Origin of the sequence: Curtobacterium sp. 1544 (assembly GCF_040544915.1) — a bacterium.
GTDB classification, from domain to species: Bacteria; Actinomycetota; Actinomycetes; order Actinomycetales; family Microbacteriaceae; genus Curtobacterium; species Curtobacterium pusillum_C.
On the sequence record NZ_JBEPKX010000023.1, the window covers coordinates 27,758 to 45,941 of the forward strand.

Sequence of the window (18,184 nt, forward strand, 5' to 3'; positions counted from 1 at the left end):
TCCGTGACCCTTCGACTCCACGACCTGGACCTGCGGGGCTTCGCCTCCGACAACTACGCCGGCGTCCACCCCGAGATCCTCGACGCGATCGCCGCGGCCAACGACGGCCACCAGATCGCGTACGGCGAGGACGTCTACACGGCACGTCTGCGCGAGGTGGTCCAGGACCACTTCGGCCCGCAGGCAGAGGCCTTCCCGGTGTTCAACGGCACGGGCGCGAACGTCGTCGGCCTGCAGTCGATGCTCCCCCGCTGGGGCGCCGTCGTCTGCACCGCGACCGCGCACATCCACACCGACGAGGCCGGGGCACCCGAGCGCATCGGTGGGATCAAGCTCCTGCCCGTCGAGACACCCGACGGCAAGCTCACCCCCGAGCTCATCGACAAGGAGGCCTGGGGCTGGGGTGACGAGCACCGTGCCCAGCCGCTCGTCGTGTCGATCACCCAGACCACCGAGCTCGGCACCGCGTACACCGTGGAGGAGATCCGCGCGATCGCCGACCACGTCCACGCGCTCGGCATGACGCTGCACATGGACGGCGCCCGCATCTCGAACGCCGCGGCGACCCTGGGCCTGCCCCTCCGCGACTTCACGACCGACGCCGGCGTCGACGTGCTGAGCTTCGGGGGCACGAAGAACGGGATGCTCTACGGCGAGGCGATCGTCGTGCTGAACCCGGCGGCGTCCGAGGGCCTGCACTACCTCCGGAAGATGAACATGCAGCTCTCGTCGAAGATGCGGTTCGTGTCGGCGCAGCTCATCGCCCTGCTGACCGACGACCTGTACCTCCGCTCCGCGGGCCACGCCAACGCGATGGCCACACGACTGCGCGGGGCGCTCGAGGCCGGGATCGCCGACGGCAGCATCCAGGGCGTCGGGTTCAGCCAGGAGACCCAGGCCAACGGGGTGTTCGCGACGCTGCCCGCGGGGGTGGCCGAACGCCTGCGCAAGCACTTCCGGTTCTACGACTGGGACGCCAGCCGCAACGAGGTGCGGTGGATGTGCGCGTACGACACGTCGGAGCAGGACATCGACGACTTCGTGGCCGCACTGACGCGGGAGCTCGACGCGGTCTGACGCACGTAGAATCTCGTGTGATCTCCGAGACCCCTGGACCCAGCGGCATCCTCCCCGAGGACCTGATCGTCACGCTCCGGGTCCTCGAGCAGATGCCGTCGATCGACGAGTCGCACCCCGATTTCGTGCGGGTCCGCCAGGCGACGGCGAAGATGTTCAAGGCCGTGAAGCGAGCGCACCGTCTCGAGAAGCGTGCGGTCATCGCCGAAGCCGATCGCCGGGTGATCGCCGCCACCGCCACCGGGGCCGCCGACCGGATCGACGACGAGACCCGCGGGGTCCCGATCAGCTCCTCGACCACGGCGTCGACCGCAGGCACCCTGCTCAAGTCGCGCCCGTGCTACATGTGCAAGCAGCAGTACACGGTCGTCGACGCCTTCTACCACCAGCTCTGCCCCTCGTGCGCGGCGATGAGCCACGCCAAGCGCGACGCCCGGACCGACCTGACCGGCAAGCGCGCCCTGCTCACCGGCGGACGCGCGAAGATCGGCATGTACATCGCGCTCCGGCTCCTGCGGGACGGTGCGCACACCACCATCACCACGCGGTTCCCGCGCGACGCGGTTCGCCGGTTCACGAGCCTCCCCGACTCCGCCGAGTGGATCTCGCGCCTCAAGGTCGTCGGCATCGACCTGCGCGACCCCGCCCAGGTCATCGGTCTCGCCGACGACGTCGCCGCGGCCGGCCCGCTCGACATCCTGATCAACAACGCCACCCAGACCGTGCGCCGGTCGACCGGCGCGTACCAGCCCCTCGTCGACGCGGAACTCGCGCCGCTGCCGGACGGACCACTGCCCGAGCTCGTGACCTTCGGGCACACGAACGACCAGCACCCGCAGGCGCTCGCCCGCTCGGTCTCGGCGCACCCGATCCTGGCCGCGGCCGCCGCCCGGGCCGACGAACTCACCGAGCTGGCCATGGCCCCGGGATCGAGCTCACTCGAACGCCTCGCCACGGGCACCGCGATCGACGCCGGCGGTCTCGTCCCGGACCTGCACGACGTGAACTCCTGGACGCAGCACGTCGACGAGGTCGACCCCCTCGAGATGCTCGAGGTCCAGCTGGCCAACACCACGGCGCCGTTCATCCTCATCTCCAAGCTCCGCCCCGCACTGGCGGCGAGCCGGGCAGACCGGACGTACGTCGTGAACGTCAGTGCCATGGAGGGGGTGTTCGGCCGGGCGTACAAGGGACCGGGGCACCCCCACACGAACATGGCGAAGGCCGCCGTCAACATGCTCACCCGCACGAGCGCCCAGGAGATGTTCGACACCGACCGCATCCTGATGACGAGCGTCGACACCGGCTGGATCACCGACGAACGCCCGCACCCGACGAAGGTCCGGCTGGCAGAAGAGGGCTTCCACGCCCCGCTCGACCTCGTGGACGGCGCCGCCCGCGTGTACGACCCGATCGTCCGGGGCGAATCGGGCGACGACCTGTTCGGGGTGTTCCTGAAGGACTACCGGCCGAGCTCGTGGTGATCGCGGCCGCCGCTGTTCACGACCGGGGCGGCCCAGCAGTCTCGAGGTGTCGGACGAGATCCGCAGCATCCGCCGTCATCGCGTCGAAGATCCGGTAGAGGGTCTCGGATCGGTCCACCGGGCCCACCGCGAAGCACCGTTTCCCGAGGCCGAACGCAATCCCTGCCTCGATGTGCGCGGCCGCACCGGCAGGCAGCACCAGGACGAACTGCTCCGCCACACGGAGGGCGTCCAGGTCCTGCGTGAAGAGCTTCCGGATCCCCGGGTCGTCGAGCGCCGCTTCGTCCGCGCCACCCGGCGCTGCGAACGCAGACGCGTCGTCGTCGTACTGCGTTCGGACGAAGCTGTAGGTCGATGCTCCGATGCGTTCGAGTGCTCCCACCACCTGGAGGACGGCGTCCCGGTTGCGCCAGCTCCCCGCGATGAAGAAGTCGCTCATGCGGCCACGGTAGCCGAGGAACGACGAAAGCCCCCCGGCCAACCGGAGGGCTTTCGTGTCGGTGTGACCCCAGCGGGATTCGAACCCGCGTTACCGCCGTGAGAGGGCGACGTACTAGGCCGCTATACGATGGGGCCGTCACACATGCGAATCCCCCGCCCTGGAGCGGGGGTCTCGTGCTCGTTGCCGGAGTCGGAGGCAAGCCACCTGTGGTGACCCCAGCGGGATTCGAACCCGCGTTACCGCCGTGAGAGGGCGACGTACTAGGCCGCTATACGATGGGGCCGTTCCGACAACTCGACAAGTATTGCACAAGCCCCTCGCCCTGCCAAAACGAGGCGTGTCGCCCGGGTGTGCCGTCATGCCGCGGTCGGAATACGGTGGATCGATGACGCTGCGGATCGGTCTGTCGGGCTGGCAGTACGACTCCTGGCGCGGCGACTTCTACCCGGCCGGAGTGCCGAAGCGACGCTGGCTCGAGTACGCGGCCGAACGGTTCCGGACGGTCGAGGTCAACGGGTCGTTCTACTCGCTCCAGCGCCCGGAGCGGTACCGCGCATGGCGGGCATCGGTGCCGCCCTCGTTCCGCTTTGCGCTGAAGGGTGGGCGGTACGTCACCCACATGCTGCGGCTCCGAAACGTCGACACGGCGCTGGCGAACTTCTTCGCGTCCGGCCCGCTCGAGCTCGGTGCGACGCTCGGACCGGTCCTCTGGCAGCTCCCCGAAGCCCTCCTGCCGACGCCCGAGGTGCTCGACGAGTTCCTCGCGCTGCTTCCCCGGACCCAGGGTTCCGCCGCCGAACTCGCCGAACGCCACGACGACAAGGTGGCCGACCCGTCGGTCCACGCCGAGGAACCGTCCCGACGGATCGATCACGCGCTCGAGGTCCGGGCCGCGGGCCTCGGCGACGACCACCTCGACGCGCTCCGGCGCCACCGCGTCGCCCTGGTCGACTCACACGCGGGCGACTTCCCGCGGTTCCGGGCGGACACCGGCGCTCCGATCGCGTACCTCCGCCTGCACGGTGCGCCGCGGACCTACCACGACGGGTACTCTCCCCAGGCTCTCGGACGGTGGGCGACGACCATCGTCGATCACCTCGACGCCGGGCGGGACACGTTCGTGTACTTCGACAACGACGCCGAGCGGCACGCGCCGTGGGACGCGCTCGCGCTCGACCGCCTCGTCGCCGACCGCCTGCGCAGGCGGGCCGACGGCGGCGGGTGATCCGTGCCTCCAGGCAGTCCGCCGCACCCGCTCAGACCGTGAGCGACTCGCCGGGCGCGAGCAGCACGAACTCGCCGTCGGGCTCGACCACCTCACGCAGTCGACCGGTGTGCATGCCGTAGCCGATCTCGGAGAGCGTGGCCTCGTGGACGGGGTACGCGCGACGGGGCGCGACCGCGGTGACGTAGTCCATCATCTCGGCGACCTTGAGCCACGGGGCGCCGACGGGCGCGGCGAGCACCTCGACGGGGACGCCCGGATCGGTGTAGGAGTCGCCCGGGTAGAAGAGCCTGCCGCCCACGAGGACACCGGTGTTGTCGATGACAGGGATGCTCGAGTGGATCACGTTGTGGCGGGTGCCGTGGAAGGTCAGGTCGAACGGGCCGACCGTGCGGTGGTCGCCGTCCGTGACGACGTCGATCGGGATCCCGGTCTCGGCGAGCGCCGCGGCGACCCCGGCTGGGCCGATGACGACGGCATCGGGGTTGCGCGCGAGGATGCCGGCGAGCTGCTCCGGTGTGACGTGGTCGGGGTGCTCGTGGGTGACGACGACGGCGACGACACCCGTGGCTTCGACCGGGCGGGTGAAGTTGCCGGGGTCGATCACGAGGCGAGCGTCTCCCTCGGTGACGATCTGGCAGGCGTGTTCGAGCTTGGTGACCTCCATGCGGCAGACCCTACGCGGGCTGCGGGCCCGCGGCGCCGGGCGCGCGCGACACCTCACGCCCGCGGCGGGCCCGTCGTCGCCCGGACCACGAGGTGCGCCGGCGCCGCCGGCAGTGCCCGCGCAGCCGCCCCGTCCACCTCGGCGAGCACGGCCCGGGCGGCTGTCCGGCCCTGGGCCTCGGGGTCCTGGGCGACGGTGGTCAGCCCGACGACCTCGCCGTACTCGTGGCCGTCGATGCCGATCACCGACACGTCCTCCGGTACCGCGAGTCCGGCGCGGCGGGCGGCGAGCACCACACCGAGCGCCATCTCGTCGGATGCGCAGAACACTGCGGTCGGTCGCGGCCCACCCCCGAAGAGCGCTGCGCCGGCGTCCACACCACCGGCGAACGAGAACCGTCCGTCGAGCACCCACTCGTCCCGCACGCCGAGACCGCGGGCGGCCATCGCGTCGACGAACCCGTCGCGTCGGAGCCAGGGCACGGCGACGTTCATCCCGGCCTCGTCCTGCCCACCGACGTAGGCGACGTCCCGGTGCCCGAGTCCGCAGAGGTGGTCGACGGCGATCCCGGCGACGACGACGTCGTCGACCCCGATGTTCCGCAGGCCTGCGGCCGGCCCGCCGATCACGATCATCGGGTGCCGGGCGAGCTCGAGCTCGGCGCGCTCGGTCTCGTCGAGCACGAGCGAGAGCAGCACGAGGGCGTCGACGCGGTGTCGGAGCATCGAGCGCCGGAACGCCCGGTCGCGGTCTCCCCCCGGTCCGCCGAGGTTGTACAGCACGAGGTCGTACCCGGCCCGCCGCAGCTCGGCGTCGACGCCGCCGAGCGCCTTCACGTAGAACCACCGGTCGATGACCGGCACCACGACCCCGACGGCGCGCTGCCGTCCGGTGGCGAGGCCGGCCGCCGCCGAGCTCGGGACGTACCCGAGTTCGTCGGCGACCCGCCGCACCTGGTCGATGGTCGAGTCGGCGACCGTCGACATGCCCCGCAGTGCGCGGGACACCGTCGACTTGGACAGGCCGGTGACGGTCGCGATCTCCTGGATGCCCATGGCCACTGTCTGGAGGCCCGTCAGCCGTCCGACGACCGGGTCACGTCCGACACGGGGCCGGTCCGCGCTGGCGCGGCGACGGGTCGCGTGGCGCGGGTCGGCCGCCGGCCGGCCGGTGCGAGCTCGTCCCACCCGACGTGCCGGTGCACGCGGGCGCCGGCAGGAGTCGATCCGGCCGGGGTGGACCGGGGTGCCGGGGCCGCGGGTGCTCCCCCGATGCCGTCGGCCGACGCCGTGCGCCGCAGCACCGACACCCGCCACCGGTCGAGGGCGACGATGCCGAGCACGCACACGAGCAGGGTGAGCGCCCATCCGAGGGCCGGACGCCCGGTGACCTCGCAGAAGACCGTGACCCCGAGGAACAGGACACCGAACATCCCGACGAAGCCGATCGCTTCCTCGATCCCGGCGGTCGGGCGAGTGGGTCCGCGCTGTGCCATGGCCGTCAGCCCTTCACGCCACCGGCGGTGAGGCCGGCCACGATGCGCCGCTGGAAGACGAGCACGAGGATCACGAGCGGGATCGTCACGATCGTGCCCGCCGCCATCACCGCCGTGTACGGCTCCTGGTGCGGGACCGATCCCTGGAACCCCGCGATGGCGACGGTCACCGGCTGGGTGGCGTCGCTCGAGAGCTGGGACGAGATGAGGTACTCGTTCCAGGAGGAGATGAACGCCAGGATCGCGGTGGTGAACACGGCGGGAGCGGCCAGCGGCAGGATGATCCGTCGGAACGCTTGCACACGCGTGCACCCGTCGATGCGTGCGGCCTCCTCGAGGTCCCACGGCATCTCGCGGAAGAAGCTCGCGAGCGTGTAGACGGTGAGGGGCAGCACGAACGAGATGCTCGGCAGGATCAGCGCCTGGTAGGACCCCATCCAGCCGATGTCCGTGAAGAGCTGGAACAGCGGCGAGATGAGAGCGACGCCCGGGAACATCGACGCGGCGAGGATCGCGCCGGCGATGAGCGACTTGCCCTTGAACTCCAGGCGGGCCAGGGCGTACGCCGCGCTCGTGCCGACGAGCAGCGCGATGATCGTGACCGTGCCACCGATGATGAGGCTGTTGAGCAGCGCCCGTCCCAGGTGGTTGCCGAGCGCGGTCGAGAACGCCGTCGCGTAGTTGTCGATGGTGACGTGCGTCGGCCACGGGGTGGCGTCGAAGGTGAACCCGACGTCCCGGAAGCTCGTCACCACCATCCAGTAGAAGGGCAGCAGGCACCACACCGCGATGACGGTGGCCTGGATCGCCGTGCGGACCTTGGGGCCGGTGTGGCGCTGGACTCGTACGTCCGAACGATCGACGGCGATGTCGCGCGCACGGGCGTTGGACCGGGGGCGGTCGGCTGCGAGGGTCACTTGAGCTCACCCTTCTGCTGGGCTGCCTGCGTCTGCACGACGTTCGCCCCGAGGAACCGGACGAACACGAACGCGACGATGAAGATCACGAGGAAGGTGATCGTGGAGAGTGCCGACGCGGAGTTGAACCCCTGCCGGATCTGGTCGACCACGAGGATCGACAGCGTGGTGGTCGCGTTCCCCGAACCACCGCCACCGCCGGTGAGGATCGCGGGGAGGTCGTACATGCGGAGCGCGTCGAGCACGCGGAACAGGATCGCGACCATGAGCGCGGGCCGGACGAGCGGGAGCGTGATGTTCCAGAAGCGTTGGACGGTGGAGGCTCCGTCCATCTTCCCGGCCTCGTAGACCTCTTCGGGGATGAGCTGCAGGCCGGCCAGGATGAGCAGCGCCATGAACGGGGTGGTCTTCCACGTGTCCGCGATGATGACCGCCCACCGGGACGCCCACTCGCCACTCGTCCAGAGGATCTGCTGGCCGAGCACGTGGTTGAGGACACCGTTCGCGTCGAAGATGAAGTACCAGAGCTTGGCGGTGACGGCGGTCGGGATGGCCCACGGCACGAGGATCGCGGCACGGACGAGCGCGCGACCCTTGAAGTCGCGGTTCATGATGATCGCCATCCACACGCCGATGACCGTCTCGAGGGCGACGGTGACGACCGTGAAGAAGAACGTGTTGCCCATCGACACCCAGAACTGGCTGCCGATGCTACCGGGCGGGCAGGTGGTGTTGCCGCACTGCTGGGCGAGCCAGTGCACGTAGTTCGTGACTCCGGCGAAGCCGCCCTGTACGAACAGTTGAGTGGTCTTGTCGAGGCCCTGGTCCAGTTGGAACGACTGGATGACCGCGCTGACCACCGGGTAGCCGATGACGATGGCGAGGAGCACGATCGTCGGGCCGATGAGGTACACGGCCCAGCGGCCGTGCTCGGCGTTGAGTCCGCCCTTGCGCCGCTTCTGCGGCTCCATCCCCGTCGGGTTGGGGATGGCTGCGGGGATCTCGGTTGCTGCTGACACGTGACGGCCTCCTTGCCGGGTGTCGGAACGCAGGATGGGGCGGACTGGAGGCGCGGGGCGGGGTCGACCCGCGCCTCCAGTCCGGAAGTTGCGGCGTCAGCCGCGGGGCGGTGTCAACTGCCGCTGCTGGTGGCCGTCTTGAGGGCCGCCTGCATGTCCTTCAGGGCCTCGTCGACGCTCTTGGATCCCTTGAGGGCGGCGTACGTGTTGTCCTGGACGGCCTTCGTCACGGCCGGGTAGAACGGCGTGACCGGGCGCGGCTCGGCCGACTCGATCGACTTGAGCAGCGTGGGCAGGTAGGGCAGCTTCGCGGTGAGCTCGGAGTCGGTGTAGAGGTCACCGACGACCGGGGCCAGCGAGCCCTGGGTCGCGAAGAACTTCTGCGTCTCGTTGGACTCCAGGTACTCGAGGAAGTCGTGCGCGGTCGCCTTGTGCTTCGAGTACACGCTGATCGCCGCGTTGTGACCACCGAGCGTCGAGGCGCCGGTGCCGTCCTTGCCGGGGATCGGAGCGATGCCGAAGGTGTCCTTGACCTTCGACGAGCCGTCGGTCTTCGCGAGGCTGTACACGTACGGCCAGTTGCGGAGGAACAGCAGCTTGCCGGCCTCGAAGGCGGTGCGGCCCTGCTCCTCCTGGTAGGTGATCGCCTCGGCCGGGATGTTCCCGTCCTTGAAGGCGTCGACCAGGTTCTGCAGACCGGCCTTGGCGTCGGACGTGTCGACGTCCGGGGTGCCGCCCTTGTTGAGCACCGAGCCGCCGGAACCGTTGATCGCCTCGGAGGCGTTCACGGTCAGGCCCTCGTACTTGGCGAACTGCCCGGCGTAGCAGCCGATGCCGGCCTGCTTCGCGATGTCGCAGTCCTTCATCATGTCGGCCCACGTGGTCGGGGGCGTCTTGACGAGGTCCTTGCGGTAGTAGAGGAGCGCGCCGTCGGAGGTCTGCGGTGCCGCGTACAGCGTGTTGTTGTACGTCGCCGTCTTGACCGTCGCCGGCAGGAGCTTCGACGTGTCGATCTTCATCTTGCCGGTGAGCGGCACGAGCCAGCTCTTGGCGGCGAACTCCGCCGTCCAGACGACGTCGACGTCGACCACGTCGTAGTTGGCGTCCTTCGCCTGGAAGTGCTGCACGAGGTCGTCGTGCTGCTGGTCGGCCTGGTCGGACTGCTCCTTGAAGGTGACCTTCTCGTCCTTGTGTGCCTTGTTCCACTTCGCGATGAGCGGTCGGACGACGTTCGAGTTGTCCTTGCCCTGCACGTACGTGATCGGGCCGCGGCTGTCCTGCCCGTTCTGGGCGTCGTTCGATGCCGAGCTGCCGCTCGAGCAGCCGGTGAGCACGAGGCCGATGACGGCCACGCCCGCAACCGATGCGAACCGCACCTTGGCGCGTGTTGTCTTCACAGCGTTGTCTCCTCGTCGAGATCACCAGGTGACGTCGATCGGGTGTCGACGACGCTGCCTGGAGCAGGCGACGCTGCCTGCTGGTGGAGGAAGCTACGCCCGCTCATGGCGTTTCGCAACCGGTTGCAAAGATTCCGTGACCTGAGCGTGACCTCCGGAGTTCCGGTGACTTCCTGGATGAGCGCTCACGCCGAGGCGCGCCGCCCGGATGGGCGACGCGCCTCGGCGCTCGGTGACGGATCAGCTGTACGTGCCTGCGGCGTAGTCAGACCAAGCCTGCAGGTACCCGCCGTCCTGGGACTTCGCGATGACGACTCGGCCACCGACCGCAAGAGAGCCCGCGGCCATCACGCGACCGGACGACGCGTTCACGAAACCGTTGTTCTTCGCCGCGTGCCCGTATTTCCACTGCTGGGTCACGCCGCCGTTCACTGCTTGCATCGTGAATGTCGCCCCTGCGCTCTGCGAGGACGAGGTGAGCACGTAGCTCCTCGACGTCTTCGAGACACTGGCCACGTTCGTCAGGACGATCGCGTTGCCGTACGGAAGCTGGAACCACTGCTGGGACTTCGACTTCGCGCAGGTCTTCATCACGACGGCTGCAGCGTTGCCAGTGGATGTCAGACACAGCTTTGTGCCGCTTGAGCTCAGGTGCGTCAGTTCGTAGTAGTGCGTCGTGACCGCCGCCGAAGCGGACTGAGCGGGCAGCACGACCCCGACCGCGGCTGCTGCCACGACAGCGATGGCGACCATGCGTGCTCGTGTGCGCGTCTTCTGCATGTGTTTCTCCCTTGAACCACGTGGGAGACCCCTCGCCCCCCACCGTCATCCGACCACGTACGGCCGATGAGAAGCTGCGCTTCCATGAGCGCATTCACAGCAGACGGACGGTTGGTCTCATTCCACGGAGCGGTGCGGAACCCCGCACGAACCCCGCCACGGGGTGGGCCCGCCGTTGTCCGCTCCGATCCGCCCCCGTAGCGTCCGCTGCATGGCCCTGCTCTCCCCCGTCACCGTCCCCGGCCCGCGCCGGGTCGTCAGCATCGACCTCGACGCTCCGCTGCCGACCCTCGTCGCCGACGAGACCGGCTCCTCCGCGCTGGTCGTCGGCTACCGTGACGGCTTCCCGGTCACGACCCTCGACGTGCTGCTCACGGCGGACCCGGCCGACGCCGCCCGCGCGCTCGCTCCGCTCGTCGACGGGCACCCGGGCGCGGTCGACGCCTTCCCGGAGCAGGTGCCGGACGCGGACCTGCCGATGATCTCGATCGTCGTGTCGACCATCGTCGCCCGCGTGGAGGACATCGGGAAGCTGCTCGACTTCCTCGAGCACCTGGACTACCCGGACTACGAGGTCGTCCTCGTCGACAACCGCGTGAAGGTGCCCGACATCGACGCGCTGCCGGGCCTGCTCGAGGGTCGGAACGTGCGGCTCGTCACCGAGCGACGCCCCGGCTGCTCGGTCGGCCGGAACTCCGGCGTCGCCGCGGCCAAGGGCGAGATCATCGCGTTCACCGACGACGACGTCCGCGTGGACCCGCAGTGGCTCCGCTCGATCGGCAGCCGGTTCGTCCGCGAGCCCGAGGTCCAGGCCGTCACGGGCATGATCCTGCCCGTCGAGCTCGAGACGCCCGCGCAGATCTGGTACGAGGCCTACTACGGCGGCTTCAGCGGCGAGCGCACCTTCGACCCGGTGACGATCGTCCCGGACGACGTCCAGGGCGTCATGCGGCACGCGCAGGCCTCCGCGATCGCACCTGACGGCACCGTCCGCAAGCACTTCGCGATCTACGGCATCGGCGGCTACGGCGCCGGTGCGAACTGGGCGGTCCGCCGCTCCGCGTTCGACGCCGTCGGCGGGTTCGACCCCGTGCTCGGTGCCGGCGTGCCCGCGCGCGGCGGTGAGGACCTGGCGATCTTCATCGACATCCTCTGGGGCGGCGGCCGGATCGGCTTCGAGCCCCGGGCGGTCGTGCACCACCGGCACCGCCAGGACCTCGAGGGGCTGCACGGCCAGCTGCACTCGAACGGCGTCGGCTTCACGGCGCTGATGTGCGAGCTGATCGCGAAGGACCGGCGGCACGCGCTCGTGCTCGCCCGCCTGATGCCGCGCGCCGGCAAGATCAAGCTGGCCCAGCTGGTGTCCCGGTTGCGCGGGAAGCGGGACGCTGCGGCGGAGACCATCACCGAGGCGTCGACGACCCAGATCCCCCGCTCGCTGGCGTACCACGAGTTCCGCGGCTTCCCGGCCGGCCCGGCGGCGTACTTCCGGAGCCGCCGGTTCTGGCGCGACGTCGAGGAGGGCCGCTTCCGGCCCTAGACGCGACCGTCCGACGGACGGGAGGCCCGTGGCAGCGTCGCCACGGGCCTCCCGTCCGCCGGCGGGTGCGTGCGGGGGGGCGGCAGGGTCGTTGCGCGTGCAACAAGCGACGAAACGGCTGTCGAACGACGAGCGCGTTGTCGCACCATGCACGCGCAACCGTTGCACGCGCGACAAGCGACACCGCACCTGTCGAACGACGAGCACGTTGTCGCACCATGCACGCGCATGCTGGCCCACTCACCAGCCTGGAGGCACGGTGCCAGTCCGCCACGCGCCTCCAGACCGGTGGTTGCGCGTACAACGAGCGACAAAGCGGCTGTCGAACGACGAGCGCGTTGTCGCAACATGCACCCGCAACCGTTGCACGCACAACACGCGACAAAACGGCTGTCGAACGACGACCGTTTTTGTCGCAACGGGTCGGCACAGCACGCCGCCCCGCCCCGCCCCGCCCGGCAGCCCAGCCGACCCGCGCACGCCGCCCCGCGTCAGCGCGCCGCGCGCACCGACCGCAGGTACCGCCACGGCCCACCGAGCGCCGCGATCAACTCGACACGCTTGAGCCCTGCCGTCGCCGCCACGAACTCGTCGTCGACCGGCCAGCCCCCGAGCGCGTCCACCGCGGCCGACACCTGCCCGTCGCCCTGCCCCAGCGCCCCGAGCTGCTTGAGCGCACCGAACGCCCGACGGAACACCGCGAACGCCGTCCGGGGTCGCAGCATCAGCTTCGCGACCCAGGCCCCGAGCCCCGTGCCGTACCCGAGCGCCTGGGAGCGCAGCGCGGCACGGTCGGGACGGTGCTTGTGCCACACGATCGCGGAGGGCTCCACGGCGAGCGCCCCGCCGGACAGCAGGACACGGGTGAACAGGTCGGGGTCCTCCCCCGCACGGGACGGCGTCCCCGGGCCGAGTGCCACGTCGAAACCACCGAGGGCGAGCGCGGCCGAGCGCCGGAGGGACATGTTCGCGCCGGTGCCGAACGCGCCGACCGAGAACGGGAAGAGCGGCAGGTCCTCCGGGGGTGCCGACGTCCGGAACACCCGGCGGTCGAGGTTGCGCGCCCAGGTCACCCGCTCGTCGAAGTAGCGCTGCGTGGGGGTGCGGAGTTCCCCGCTCGGCACGAGTCCGGTCACGCAGACGACGTCCGCGTCGCGGGCGTACGCGTCGGCGAGCGCCGCGAGCCAGTGCCGGTCGACGACCACGTCGTCGTCGACGAAGGCGACCACGGCCCCGGAGGCGAGGGCGAGACCGGCGTTCCGTGCGCGTGAGACGCCGGGTCGGGCCTCCAGGACGTAGTGGAGCCGCGGGTCGGCGAACGCGGCGACCACGTCGCGGGTCGCCGAGGTGGTCGGCGCGTTGTCGACCACGAACACCTCGAAGTCGGGGTGGTCGGAGGCGAGGACGCTGCGGACGCAGCGGCGGACGTCGTCCGGCCGGTCGCGGGTGCCGATGACGACGGAGATGCGACCAGACGGGTCCCCCTGCGGGGCGGCCGGGAGGCCCGTGGTGCGCAGGGTGCGCAGGGCGCGCAGGGCCGGACCCAGCTCGGCCGGGTCCACCTCCCCGCTCGCGTCGACGGCGACGTCGACGAAGCCGGCGACCTCGCGACCGTCGCGCACCAGGAGGCGGGCGCGGCGGAACCCCTCCGCGCCGGCGAGCTCGACGGCGGAGGCGGCGAGCGCCTCCTGCCGGTCGATGGCGCCCACCCAGGCGGCTCCGGGCCAGGCGGGGAGGTCCGGCGACGGCATCGCGGGCGCGATCATCAGCACGGGCACGGCGGTGGCCTGGTGGTCGGTCATGGTCCGATGCTCCGGTGGGGCTCCGGCACGGTCAACGGGGACCCAGCGGGGATGCGGCGACGGACGTCCCTCTTGCGGTTTGCCGCCACCGGATCCCGCGCGGCCCGTAGGATCGGGGGGACGACCCGGCGGCAGCACGCCGGGCACGAGGAGGACGAATGCCGCTGGGCCCCACGACCGAGCTCGGCGCCGACCTCCCGTCGGAACGGACCGTCCTCGTGGTCGATGCCGCGACGTGCGTCTGCGGCCACGTACAAGAGGCGCACGAGCACTACCGCCCCGGTACCGACTGCGCGCTCTGCGACTGCCCGAGGTTCCGCAAGAAACGCTGATCAGACCCAGTTCAGGGGCCGTGGTGCGGGAAACCGCCGCTTCCCCGCAGCAGGCGCCGGGAGCCCTGTCGGCCCCGGAACGGCGCGGTTAGCGTCGCGTCCATGGCCATCTCCCCAGCGGCGCCCGCCTCACCCGCGGCACTCGCGTGCATCGTCCTCGCCCACGAGGACCCCGAGCACGTCCGCCGACTCGTCGAGGCGCTCGATCCGTTCCCGGTGTTCCTGCACTGCGACGCGAGCACACCGGAGTCGGTGTTCCGGGCGATGACCGACGGGCTGCCGGACCGTGTCCGGCTCCTCCCGCGCATCCGCACCGGCTGGGCGAAGTGGGAGAACGTCGAGGCCGAGGTGGAGGGGTACCGAGCGGCACTCGCCGGGTCGGACGCGTCGCACGTGGCGGTCCTCACCGGGAGCGACTACCCGCTCGCGGACCCGGCCGAGATCACCGCGCTGCTCGACGCGCACCGTGAGGAGTCCTTCATCGCTGCGCACCCGCTGCCGTTCCCGGAGTGGGGCCGGGGTGGCGGGGTCGCACGGATCCGGTACCGGCACTGGGCGTGGCGGAAGCGGATGATCCGGCTGCCGGTCCCCCGCCGGGTCCCGAAGGACGTCGTGTTCGCGGGCGGATCGCAGCTCAAGGTCCTCGCACGCCGCCACGCTGCTGCGGTCGTGGACACCGTCGACAACCGGCCGGACCTGGTCCGCTTCTGGCGCCGGACGTGGGTGGCCGACGAGACCTTCGTGCCGTCCGTGCTCAGCACCCCCACCCTGACGCCGGGGTTCGCGGACGAGCACGTGCCGAGTCCGCTGTGGTGGATCGGCTGGGACGGGACGGCGCGGAAGAGCCCACCGTGGCTGACGACGGCAGATGCGGGCGCACTGCTCGAGCGTCGGACGATGCCGGACCTCGAGCACCCCCACGTGTTCGCGCGCAAGTTCTCGACGGCGTTGAGCTCGGACCTGCTCGACATCGTGGACGGGGCGTTCGGGTTGCGGCAGCACGGGGCCGGTTCGCCGTCGGTGGTGGTCGCACCGTGACGCTCCCGCCGCAGACCCGCCGCGAAGCCCGCGCCGCACGAGAAGCCGCGGCGGTGGACACCCCCGCCGAGGTGGAGGTCGGTGACCCCGCCGAGACCGTCGCGCCCGTCCCCGAGTCGCTCGACACCGGAGCGGTCGCGGTGCGCAAGGGCTCGTCCGTCCTGTTCGGCCGCGGGCTGCTTTACGTCGTCGTCTGGTCGATGCAGCTCGTCGTCTCCTCACTCATCTCCCCTGTCCTGGCGCACCTCATGCCGCCGGCCGAGTTCGGCGTGCTCGCGTCGGCCATCGCGCTCTACCAGGCACTCGTCGTGCTGGCCGTAGCGGGCATCGACCAGGCCGCCGTGCTGCAACGTGCCGAGGACGGTGACGACCGACGCGCCCGCGGACTGCTCGCGGTCGGCATGATCACGGCGAGCATCGTCACCGTCATCGCCCTGACGACGATCCCCGCGTGGGGTGACGCCGCCGGGTTCGTGGGCTCGCACCCGCTGCTCCTGGTCGCGGTCCTCTGGACCGGCCCTGCAGCGATCGTGCAGATCTCCCTGGCGCTCCTCGTCGCACAGGACCGCATCAAGGTCTTCGCCGTCACGAGCCTGCTGTCGTCGATCGGCGGCTCGATCATCGGCCTCGGCCTGCTGACGTTCGTGCACGCCGACGCCACCACGTACGCGTGGGGCGGGGTCGTTGCCCAGGGCGTGGCCATGGTGATCGGCATCGCGGCGACGAGGCCCCGGCTCGCCGGCCTGTTCGACCGCCGGACGAACGCGCGCGCGTTCCGGCTCGGCATCCCGATCGCCCTCGGCAACCTGTCCTACTTCGTGCTGAACGCCGGCGACCGTGTCGTCGTGCAGCGGCTGCTCGGCCCGGAGGAGGTCGCGCGCTACCAGATCGCCTACGTGGTCGGGTCCGCGGTGATCCTGCTCCTGTCGTTCACGAACCAGGCGTGGGCGCCGCACTTCGCCGCCCTCCGCGACGCCGTCGCCCGTCGGCAGCTCGCGATGCACTCACGGAACGAGCTCTACCGGATGCTCGCACCCGTGCTGCTCGCGGTGACCCTGGTGTCCCCCGTCGCGCTGCCGATCCTCGCGCCGGCGTCCTACCGCGTCCACGAGCTCACCATCGTCGTGTTCATCGTCGCCGTCACGGCCTTCCCGGTCGTGGCGAGCGGTGCGACCGGTCGTCTGCTGCTCATCGAACGCCGAGGAGTCGCCGTCGGCGTGATCGCCGCGATCGCCGGCGTCGTGAACATCGGCGCGAACCTGCTGCTCGTACCCGTGTTCGGCATCGCCGGCGCCGCGATCGCGACCGTCGTCGCGTACGTCGGCCTCGCCGCCATGCAGCTCTTCGCGTTGTCCGACCGCCGCGAGTGGCGCGGGCCGGGTCTGCGGATCGTGCTGCCGATCGTGGCCGCCCTCGTCGTCGCGGCGGTGTCGACAGCCGTGCCGCAGGACGCCCTCTGGAACTGGATCCGCGTCGCCGGGGTGCTCGCCTGTCTCCCCTGGTTCATCCGACGACTACGGGCCGCACGAGGAGGTGCGTCGTGACCGACCGCAAGCGAACGGCCGACCGGAGACGAACGGCCGCGCGGAGACGAACGGCCGACGGGAGCAGACCGCTGCGGATCGGCGCCGTCGTCACCGGGCTCGCCCTGAACGGTGGGCTGGAGCGCTGCGTGCTCGAGGACACCGCCGACCTCGTCGCAGCCGGCCACGAGGTCGAGGTCTGGCACCGCGACGCGCACGCGCCCCGTCCGGGCGAGGGCCGCGCACCGTACGAACGACTCGGCGTCTCCCTCATCGACGCGACCGACTACCGCTTCGGCGTCCGGACCGCGCTCCGCGACGCCTGGCGCTTCGCCCGCGAGGGACTCCGCATCCGCCGCTCGCGCCTCGACGTCCTCTGGCTGAACCGGCCGGAGTACCTGCCGTTCGGTCGCATCGCGTCGATGGTCGCCGGCGTCCCCCTGGCCGTGCACCTGCACCACGCCCCGAACTACCGTCGCATCCGCGCGTTCTCCGGCGGCCGCACACGGTTCTTCGCCGTCTCGAACGCGATGGCCGCGGCATGGCAGGAGGCCGGCGCACCCTCGGACAAGATCACGATCGTGCCGAACGGCGTCGACACGGATGCGTTCCGCGCAGCGACCCCCGACGAGACCCGCCGTGCCCGGGCGACGCTCGGCATCGACGACGCCACCCCCACAGTGCTCTACTACGGCCGGCTCACCCGGTCGAAGGGCGTGCTCGCCCTGCTGGCTGCCTGGAGTCAGGTGCTCGCCACCGCGGACGCCCGGGCACTGCAGACCGTCCCCGCCTCCTCCGCGGGGCCGCGTCGCGCGCCGCTGCTCGTCCTCGCCGGCGCGCTCTACCCGAGCGAGGCGGACGCCGTGAACCGCGCGATCGCCGAACTCCCGGAGGACTCGGTGCTCGTCCTCCCCGAGCGGGACGACGTCGTCCCGCTGCTGCACGCCGCAGACCTCGTCGTGGCACCCTCGATCGAACCCGAGGGCTTCGGCCGCGTGGTCGTCGAGGCGATGTCGACCGGCCGCCCGGTGGTCGCCGCGGAGTCGGGAGGAACCGGGGAGATCCTGTCCGGTGAGTGGGCGCGCTGCACGGTCGACCCCGCGGACACGCGGGCGCTGGCTCGGAAGCTGCTGGACGTCCTCGACGAGGCGGTGCACGACCCGACCCTCGGAGCCCGTGGCCGGGAGTTCGTCCGCGCACACCACGGACGGGAGCCGCACGTCGCCGCGCTGCTCGGCGCGCTCCAGGAGCACGCCGGGCGCTGAGCGCGCGGCTGTCGCCGTCGGTTGCTGTCGCGAAAGCGACAGGAGTGCGCCGACGTTCCGCGGCAGACCGTCGCTTTCACAACGGGACGCGACGGACATCGGACTGGAGGCACGGTGCGGGCTGGATCCGTGCCTCCAGGCCGACAGTGCGTCGCGAACGCGACAGACCCGCGCGAGCGTC

General features: G+C 71.0%; 16 protein-coding genes and 2 tRNA genes. 7 read left to right on the top strand and 11 right to left on the bottom strand.

The annotated features are described in order from the left end of the window. Nucleotides 1-3: 3 nt before the first annotated feature. Both ABIC61_RS13265 and ABIC61_RS13270 read left to right on the top strand, forming a co-directional pair. Nucleotides 4-1,077: a threonine aldolase family protein gene (locus tag ABIC61_RS13265; protein ID WP_354030274.1), complete on the top strand. Its 1,074-nt coding sequence runs from the start codon at nt 4-6 to the stop codon at nt 1,075-1,077. A 17-nt stretch (nt 1,078-1,094) separates the two neighbouring features. Continuing rightward, nucleotides 1,095-2,561 (top strand): SDR family NAD(P)-dependent oxidoreductase, encoded by a 1,467-nt coding sequence (locus ABIC61_RS13270; RefSeq protein ID WP_354030275.1) that lies wholly within the window; start codon nt 1,095-1,097, stop codon nt 2,559-2,561. Nucleotides 2,562-2,577: 16 nt separating this feature from the next. Here the strand turns inward: ABIC61_RS13270 and ABIC61_RS13275 are convergent, their stop codons facing one another. From ABIC61_RS13275 to ABIC61_RS13285, 3 genes are all read right to left on the bottom strand, one after another. Continuing rightward, nucleotides 2,578-3,000, bottom strand: a complete 423-nt coding sequence (locus tag ABIC61_RS13275; protein ID WP_354030276.1) for a hypothetical protein — start codon at nt 2,998-3,000, stop codon at nt 2,578-2,580. A 64-nt stretch (nt 3,001-3,064) separates the two neighbouring features. Then, nucleotides 3,065-3,137: transfer RNA gene (locus tag ABIC61_RS13280), tRNA-Glu, on the bottom strand. A gap of 73 nt (nt 3,138-3,210) precedes the next feature. Continuing rightward, nucleotides 3,211-3,286: transfer RNA gene (locus ABIC61_RS13285), tRNA-Glu, on the bottom strand. 102 nt (nt 3,287-3,388) lie between these two features. Here ABIC61_RS13285 and ABIC61_RS13290 point away from each other — a divergent pair. Further along, nucleotides 3,389-4,228 (top strand): DUF72 domain-containing protein, encoded by an 840-nt coding sequence (locus ABIC61_RS13290; protein WP_354030277.1) that lies wholly within the window; start codon nt 3,389-3,391, stop codon nt 4,226-4,228. A 31-nt stretch (nt 4,229-4,259) separates the two neighbouring features. Here ABIC61_RS13290 and ABIC61_RS13295 read toward each other — a convergent pair whose 3' ends face one another. From ABIC61_RS13295 to ABIC61_RS13325, 7 genes are all read right to left on the bottom strand, one after another. Then, nucleotides 4,260-4,895: an MBL fold metallo-hydrolase gene (locus tag ABIC61_RS13295; RefSeq protein ID WP_354030278.1), complete on the bottom strand. Its 636-nt coding sequence runs from the start codon at nt 4,893-4,895 to the stop codon at nt 4,260-4,262. A 53-nt stretch (nt 4,896-4,948) separates the two neighbouring features. Further along, complete coding sequence (locus ABIC61_RS13300; RefSeq protein ID WP_354030279.1) at nt 4,949-5,950, bottom strand: LacI family DNA-binding transcriptional regulator; 1,002 nt, start codon at nt 5,948-5,950, stop codon at nt 4,949-4,951. Nucleotides 5,951-5,970: 20 nt separating this feature from the next. After that, nucleotides 5,971-6,390, bottom strand: coding sequence for a hypothetical protein (locus ABIC61_RS13305; RefSeq protein ID WP_354030280.1), 420 nt, complete (start codon nt 6,388-6,390; stop codon nt 5,971-5,973). A gap of 5 nt (nt 6,391-6,395) precedes the next feature. Then, nucleotides 6,396-7,259, bottom strand: a complete 864-nt coding sequence (locus ABIC61_RS13310) for a carbohydrate ABC transporter permease (RefSeq protein ID WP_354030297.1) — start codon at nt 7,257-7,259, stop codon at nt 6,396-6,398. Nucleotides 7,260-7,303: 44 nt separating this feature from the next. After that, nucleotides 7,304-8,278, bottom strand: coding sequence for a carbohydrate ABC transporter permease (locus ABIC61_RS13315; protein ID WP_354030298.1), 975 nt, complete (start codon nt 8,276-8,278; stop codon nt 7,304-7,306). Between the two features lie 161 nt (nt 8,279-8,439). Continuing rightward, complete coding sequence (locus ABIC61_RS13320; protein WP_354030281.1) at nt 8,440-9,723, bottom strand: ABC transporter substrate-binding protein; 1,284 nt, start codon at nt 9,721-9,723, stop codon at nt 8,440-8,442. 240 nt (nt 9,724-9,963) lie between these two features. Continuing rightward, nucleotides 9,964-10,503 carry a ricin-type beta-trefoil lectin domain protein gene (locus tag ABIC61_RS13325; protein ID WP_354030282.1) on the bottom strand — a complete coding sequence of 180 codons (540 nt, stop codon included), beginning with the start codon at nt 10,501-10,503 and terminating at the stop codon, nt 9,964-9,966. Between the two features lie 211 nt (nt 10,504-10,714). Here ABIC61_RS13325 and ABIC61_RS13330 point away from each other — a divergent pair, with 211 nt between their 5' ends. Continuing rightward, nucleotides 10,715-12,043, top strand: a complete 1,329-nt coding sequence (locus ABIC61_RS13330) for a glycosyltransferase (protein WP_354030283.1) — start codon at nt 10,715-10,717, stop codon at nt 12,041-12,043. A 491-nt stretch (nt 12,044-12,534) separates the two neighbouring features. Here the strand turns inward: ABIC61_RS13330 and ABIC61_RS13335 are convergent, their stop codons facing one another. Continuing rightward, nucleotides 12,535-13,845, bottom strand: a complete 1,311-nt coding sequence (locus ABIC61_RS13335; RefSeq protein WP_354030284.1) for a glycosyltransferase family 2 protein — start codon at nt 13,843-13,845, stop codon at nt 12,535-12,537. Between the two features lie 434 nt (nt 13,846-14,279). Between ABIC61_RS13335 and ABIC61_RS13340 the strand changes: the two genes are divergently transcribed. Genes ABIC61_RS13340 through ABIC61_RS13350 form a run of 3 tightly spaced genes read left to right on the top strand, consistent with a single transcriptional unit; the run spans nt 14,280 to nt 18,003 of the window. Further along, nucleotides 14,280-15,215, top strand: a complete 936-nt coding sequence (locus ABIC61_RS13340; protein WP_354030285.1) for a beta-1,6-N-acetylglucosaminyltransferase — start codon at nt 14,280-14,282, stop codon at nt 15,213-15,215. Next, the gene (locus ABIC61_RS13345) at nt 15,212-16,759 is read left to right on the top strand and encodes a lipopolysaccharide biosynthesis protein (protein ID WP_144757428.1); all 1,548 of its coding nucleotides are present in this window, start codon (nt 15,212-15,214) and stop codon (nt 16,757-16,759) included. Before ABIC61_RS13340 ends, ABIC61_RS13345 begins: the two co-directional genes overlap by 4 nt. Then, a complete protein-coding gene (locus ABIC61_RS13350) occupies nt 16,756-18,003 on the top strand; it encodes a glycosyltransferase family 4 protein (protein WP_354030286.1) in 1,248 nt (415 codons plus the stop codon). The genes ABIC61_RS13345 and ABIC61_RS13350 overlap by 4 nt, the downstream gene beginning before the upstream one ends. The last annotated feature ends 181 nt before the right edge of the window (nt 18,004-18,184 follow it).

Bases quoted from the DNA above. Each gene is read 5' to 3' on its own strand.
- ABIC61_RS13275 (WP_354030276.1), bottom strand. From the start codon at position 3,000: ATGAGCGACTTCTTCATCGCGGGGAGCTGGCGCAACCGGGACGCCGTC.
- ABIC61_RS13290 (WP_354030277.1), top strand. From the start codon at position 3,389: ATGACGCTGCGGATCGGTCTGTCGGGCTGGCAGTACGACTCCTGGCGC.
- ABIC61_RS13295 (WP_354030278.1), bottom strand. From the start codon at position 4,895: ATGGAGGTCACCAAGCTCGAACACGCCTGCCAGATCGTCACCGAGGGA.
- ABIC61_RS13300 (WP_354030279.1), bottom strand. From the start codon at position 5,950: ATGGGCATCCAGGAGATCGCGACCGTCACCGGCCTGTCCAAGTCGACG.
- ABIC61_RS13305 (WP_354030280.1), bottom strand. From the start codon at position 6,390: ATGGCACAGCGCGGACCCACTCGCCCGACCGCCGGGATCGAGGAAGCG.
- ABIC61_RS13315 (WP_354030298.1), bottom strand. From the start codon at position 8,278: ATGGAGCCGCAGAAGCGGCGCAAGGGCGGACTCAACGCCGAGCACGGC.
- ABIC61_RS13325 (WP_354030282.1), bottom strand. From the start codon at position 10,503: ATGCAGAAGACGCGCACACGAGCACGCATGGTCGCCATCGCTGTCGTG.
- ABIC61_RS13330 (WP_354030283.1), top strand. From the start codon at position 10,715: ATGGCCCTGCTCTCCCCCGTCACCGTCCCCGGCCCGCGCCGGGTCGTC.
- ABIC61_RS13335 (WP_354030284.1), bottom strand. From the start codon at position 13,845: ATGACCGACCACCAGGCCACCGCCGTGCCCGTGCTGATGATCGCGCCC.
- ABIC61_RS13340 (WP_354030285.1), top strand. From the start codon at position 14,280: ATGGCCATCTCCCCAGCGGCGCCCGCCTCACCCGCGGCACTCGCGTGC.